Consider the following 4,233-nt stretch of genomic DNA (forward strand, 5'->3'; position numbering starts at 1 on the left):
ACGTGCTGCCGCTGCTGCCGGATGCCATCGATACGCTGCTCGATATCGGCTGCGGCGCCGGCGGTTTCGGCGCGCTGGTGAAACAACGGCGCGGGTGTCGGGTGGTCGGGCTGGAACAGTCTGCACCGGTCGCCGCCCTCGCCCGCCGCCGCCTGGATCAGGTGTGGGTCGGGGATGCGCTGCGGGTCGACCCCGGTGCCAGGTTCGACTGCGTCACCTGTCTCGACGTGATCGAGCATGTCGTGGACCCGGATGCGCTGCTGGCTCGGATCGCCAGGCACTATCTGCGGCCCGAAGGCCGCCTGGTCGCGAGCGTACCCAACATCGGTCACTGGTCGATCGTGCTCGACCTGTTGGCCGGACGCTGGGACTACGTGCCTGCCGGGCTGCTCTGCAAGACCCACTTGCGGTTCTTCACCCGTCGCTCTCTGCTGCAACTGCTGGATCGCCACGGATTTGTGCTGGAACACATCGAGCCGGTGCCGGCACCGGCGCCGGCGCATGTGCGCGAGCGTCTGGCAGCACTTGTGGAGTTGGGCATTCAAGTCGATGCGGCATCGCTGGATTGCTGTACCTTCCATGTCGTCGCCCGCCTCGGCGCGCCAGTGCAAATAGCCCGACCCAACATCCCATGACCGACCAACCCCAGATCGACACCGCCGCAGCCCAAGCGGCCCGGCGCGCCGCCTTCCACGCCCGCTGCGCTCAGCTCGGCATCGCTGTCGATCCGGCGCTCATCTGGTACCACAGCATCGACTTGGGCGATGGCCTGGTCACACCGGGCATCTTCGACCTGCGCCCGCACCTGGAGGCCTACCGGTTCCCGGAGGACATGCGCGGTCTCACGGCACTCGATGTCGGTCCCGGGGATGGCTTCTTCAGCTACGAACTCCTGCGTCGCGGTGCCGAGTTGAGCGCCGTCGAGCTGCCCTCGCTCTCGGCGGTGGATCAGTTGCCCGGTCGCGATGTCGCCGACCTGTTGCGCGCGGCGGAGCATTTCCTGCCGGCCCATGTACCGGAGCTGCCGGCGCAACTGACCCTGGAGCGGCTCGACCACCTGTTGCTCGATGGACCGATGGCGTTCTGTTGCCGCCGGCTCGGCATCGATCTGGACCTGCGTCGGGGGACCATTTACCAGCTGGCGGACGAGGCCCTCGGGATCGCCCCCTGCGACTGGGTGTTTGTCGGCGACGTGCTGCTGCACGTCATCGACCCGGTGCGCGGGCTCGCCAGTGCAGCCGCGGTGTGTAAGGACACCCTGGTCATCGCGCAGCCCGTCCCGGACGATCTCGGGGACGAACCCATGGCGCGATGGCGCGGCGGCGATGACCCCGGCCTTGACTACATGGAGTGGTGGCTGCCGAATCTCGCCTGGTATCGACAGATGCTGAACAAGCTCGGCTTTCACAGCATCGAGGTGGTTGGGCGCTTCGATGCGGCGATGCTGGCCACGGGGCAGTCCGCCCAGCGCACCATTATTCACGCACGGCGCTGAGCGAGGTTTCCGGGGGTTGTCGGAGCAGGCCGCAAAGATGACGCGATTACGCCGGGTGCAAGGCGTCTCACTGCCCCGTTCCGGCCACCACCTGTTGGCGGACGTGCTGGAGGGGTATTTCCAGAGCCCGCTGCATTGCGGCTACGACAACTGTTGTCAGAGCATCCCGTGCGCCCATGGCCGTGTGTTTCAGAAACACCATGACCGGCACTGGCTGAAGCACAGTAGCCTGTACCAACCGGGCTTCGACCAACGCTATGGCCTCGCCGATCTCGCCGAAGCCCTGCGTGCCTAGTCGCGGGCCTCACCGATCCGATCGGGCCGCCCGGATCACCGCGGTCATCGTCAACTACAAGGTCGCCGACCAAGTGCTGGACGCGGTCGCGTCGATCGAGCGGCAGGCCTTACCCATAGACCTGCATCTGGTGGACAACAGCGTCTGCGCGCGGCAGGCGCAGCGCCTACGAGCGACCGGGCTGCCTGTCCTGGAGAACCGCGAGAACGTCGGCTTCGGACGCGCCTGCAATCAGGTCTACCGGGCCACGCAAAGCGACTATGTGCTCCTGCTGAACCCGGACGCCCGCCTCCTGCCGGAGGCCTTGGCCGCGATGCGGGCCCATCTGGACGTGCATCCGGAGGTTGCCGCGGTCGGCCCAAGGCCCTACTGGGACGCTGCCCGTCAATTCCTGCTGCCGCCCATCCGCATGCCGTCGAGCACCACGCTGCCGGTACTCAGCCTGCCGGGACGCGCCGGAGCGGCGCTGCGACGACGACTGAGCCTCGCCTGGCGGGCACGCGCGTTGCGCTTTTGGTGCGCGGAGCAGCCGCTACGCCAGGACTGCCTGTCCGGCGGCCACGTCCTGCTGCGGCGCAGCGCCGTGGACGCCGCCGGCGGTCTGTTCGACCCGCGTTTCTTTCTGTACTGGGAAGACGTCGATCTGTTCCGCAGGCTGCGCGCAATCGGCGCCCGCGCCGACCTGCTGCCGGCGGCAGGGGTCGTCCATCCGTTCGGCGCCTCCAGCCGGACCGAAACACCGCCAACGCCTAACCCGTCCTTGCCTGGTCGGGCGCTCTACATGGCAAAGCACCATCGCTGGTCGAGCCGAATCGCTGACCTTCTGGGGAAGATACAGTGGCATCAGCCCCCGAGGCCGAGATCCGCTGGTGCCTGCGCGCTGCCGAACCCGATACCGCACGCATGGCAGCAGCATTGGTGCATTGAATTGTCGCCGGACCCGTTGTTCCTCTGGCCCCTGGGGCTGCTCGGTCGCGGGCCAACGCTCCGCTGGCCGCAATCGCTGCCGGACTGGGTCGCCCGTGGAGAGGCCTATGCGCGGTTGGGCCCCGCGACGGGTGCTCAGGGGAAGCTCATCGTTGTGCCACCACCTGTGCTCAGCTGAGCTTACGCCGAGTACAGCTGCGCCCAAGTCTCGCAACCGAGATCAACGGACCGTCAGATGCCCGTCGGCATCGGTATCGGTATCGCCGTCGAAATCGATACCGATACCGATACCGACAACGAGCCCGCTTGGGTACTTGTCGTACTTCGGCGCGGCCGTACTCGATGCGATGACCTCGCGCATGCAGCGCCGCCGCCGTCGACGCTCACTCGACCGGCGTCCGCATCATCCCGAGCTTGTCGATGGCGCTGCAGTCGCAGAAGGCCGGCGTGTCGCAGCGAAACAGCGCCTTGCGCACGGTCAGCCGCCGCTCTTTCACGTTGCCGCAGTCGTGCAGGCTCGGCACGTTCGGGAGATTCGGGCACCCTTGCACCCGGCCATCGTTCCAGACGCGAAAGTAGCGCACGCCTGCTGGACACATCACCTCCGGTCGATCACGGAACGCGGCGGAAAAGTCCTCCACGTACTCGCCCTTCAGCACCTCGCCGAACCGGGCGTACAGGCGGGCCAGCCGGTCCTCATCGTCGGGCGTGAACGGCCGGTTCACATCCCGCACCGGAATCAAGGGTCGCCCGGTGTGGGCGTAGACGGTCTGCGCATAGAACGCGATGGCCTCTTCCCATTCGTCCCGTAACGGCGGTGACAGGATATAGTCTGGGTGGGTCTGCTCGAAGCGCCGCTCGAGGATGATCCGCGCATTGGCCGGCCAGCGCTCAAGCAAGTTCTTCTGCTTGATCTGGTGGTAGTGCATGGTCAGGTTGATGAAGCGGAGCTTCTCCAGCCGCTCCGGGGCGAGTTCCGGGAATTCCTGCAGGGCGGCGCCGTTGGTGTCGAGCGCCACCTCCACATCCAGCCCCAGGAGTCGCTCCAGTAGACGCTGCGAGCGGCCATAGCTGACCATGAAGTCCCCGACGCCGGACAACGCGAAGAACACCGGCGCGTCGAAGTACTCGCAGATGAACCGGAAGTCTTCGAACACCAGCGATGGCTGGTGCTTCGCGATGGGATTGATGATGCAGTACTGGCAATCGAAGCCGCAGTGGCCCGATGAGGAGGCAAAGAACGCGACCTGGCAAGCGGTGTCGAGGTTTATGGCGTCTGCCGTGGCTTGTGCTAACGCACCAGTCTACACGGCAACAGCGCCGTGATCGCTTGGTCGGGAGGCGGGTTCGAATCGGGCTCGGACCGTTTTTGGATACACTTTGTCCATGGGTACACCCACCAACCAACCGGGCACGGCCAACTTCGACGCCAGCCGCCCGCGGGCCCGCTGGAGGGCCGAGGCGAGCGCGCGGCGAGCCCGCTCAGTGGCGCGCTCGCCGACGTTCGGGCAAAGGC

At 66.6% G+C, this 4,233-nt stretch carries 6 protein-coding genes; 4 read left to right on the plus strand and 2 right to left on the minus strand.

The features are described 5' to 3' along the window. From QZ588_RS17775 to QZ588_RS17790, 4 genes are all read left to right on the plus strand, one after another. Nucleotides 1-635, plus strand: a 635-nt coding sequence (locus QZ588_RS17775) for a class I SAM-dependent methyltransferase (RefSeq protein WP_295544422.1), incomplete at its 5' end; no start/stop codon positions are given. Then, nucleotides 632-1,495, plus strand: coding sequence for a hypothetical protein (locus tag QZ588_RS17780; protein WP_295544424.1), 864 nt, complete (start codon nucleotides 632-634; stop codon nucleotides 1,493-1,495). The genes QZ588_RS17775 and QZ588_RS17780, both read left to right, overlap by 4 nt. Before the next feature lie 37 nt (nucleotides 1,496-1,532). Continuing rightward, nucleotides 1,533-1,790, plus strand: coding sequence for a hypothetical protein (locus QZ588_RS17785; RefSeq protein WP_295544426.1), 258 nt, complete (start codon nucleotides 1,533-1,535; stop codon nucleotides 1,788-1,790). Then, nucleotides 1,783-2,895, plus strand: coding sequence for a glycosyltransferase family 2 protein (locus tag QZ588_RS17790; RefSeq protein WP_295544427.1), 1,113 nt, complete (start codon nucleotides 1,783-1,785; stop codon nucleotides 2,893-2,895). Before QZ588_RS17785 ends, QZ588_RS17790 begins: the two co-directional genes overlap by 8 nt. 42 nt (nucleotides 2,896-2,937) lie before the next feature. On the opposite strand, the gene QZ588_RS17795 is transcribed toward QZ588_RS17790, so the two are convergent. Both QZ588_RS17795 and QZ588_RS17800 read right to left on the minus strand, forming a co-directional pair. After that, on the minus strand, nucleotides 2,938-3,078 hold the full coding sequence (locus tag QZ588_RS17795; RefSeq protein WP_295544429.1) for a hypothetical protein: 141 nt from the start codon (nucleotides 3,076-3,078) through the stop codon (nucleotides 2,938-2,940). 22 nt (nucleotides 3,079-3,100) lie between these two features. Beyond that, nucleotides 3,101-3,874: a hypothetical protein gene (locus QZ588_RS17800; protein ID WP_295544431.1), complete on the minus strand. Its 774-nt coding sequence runs from the start codon at nucleotides 3,872-3,874 to the stop codon at nucleotides 3,101-3,103. Nucleotides 3,875-4,233 lie beyond the last annotated feature (359 nt).

Source organism: uncultured Thiohalocapsa sp. (assembly GCF_913062725.1).
In the GTDB taxonomy this organism is placed as follows: Bacteria; Pseudomonadota; Gammaproteobacteria; order Chromatiales; family Chromatiaceae; genus Thiohalocapsa.

Coding starts and splice junctions, on each gene's coding strand:
- QZ588_RS17780 (WP_295544424.1), top strand. CDS start 632: ATGACCGACCAACCCCAGATCGACACCGCCGCAGCCCAAGCGGCCCGG.
- QZ588_RS17785 (WP_295544426.1), top strand. CDS start 1,533: ATGACGCGATTACGCCGGGTGCAAGGCGTCTCACTGCCCCGTTCCGGC.
- QZ588_RS17795 (WP_295544429.1), bottom strand. CDS start 3,078: ATGCGCGAGGTCATCGCATCGAGTACGGCCGCGCCGAAGTACGACAAG.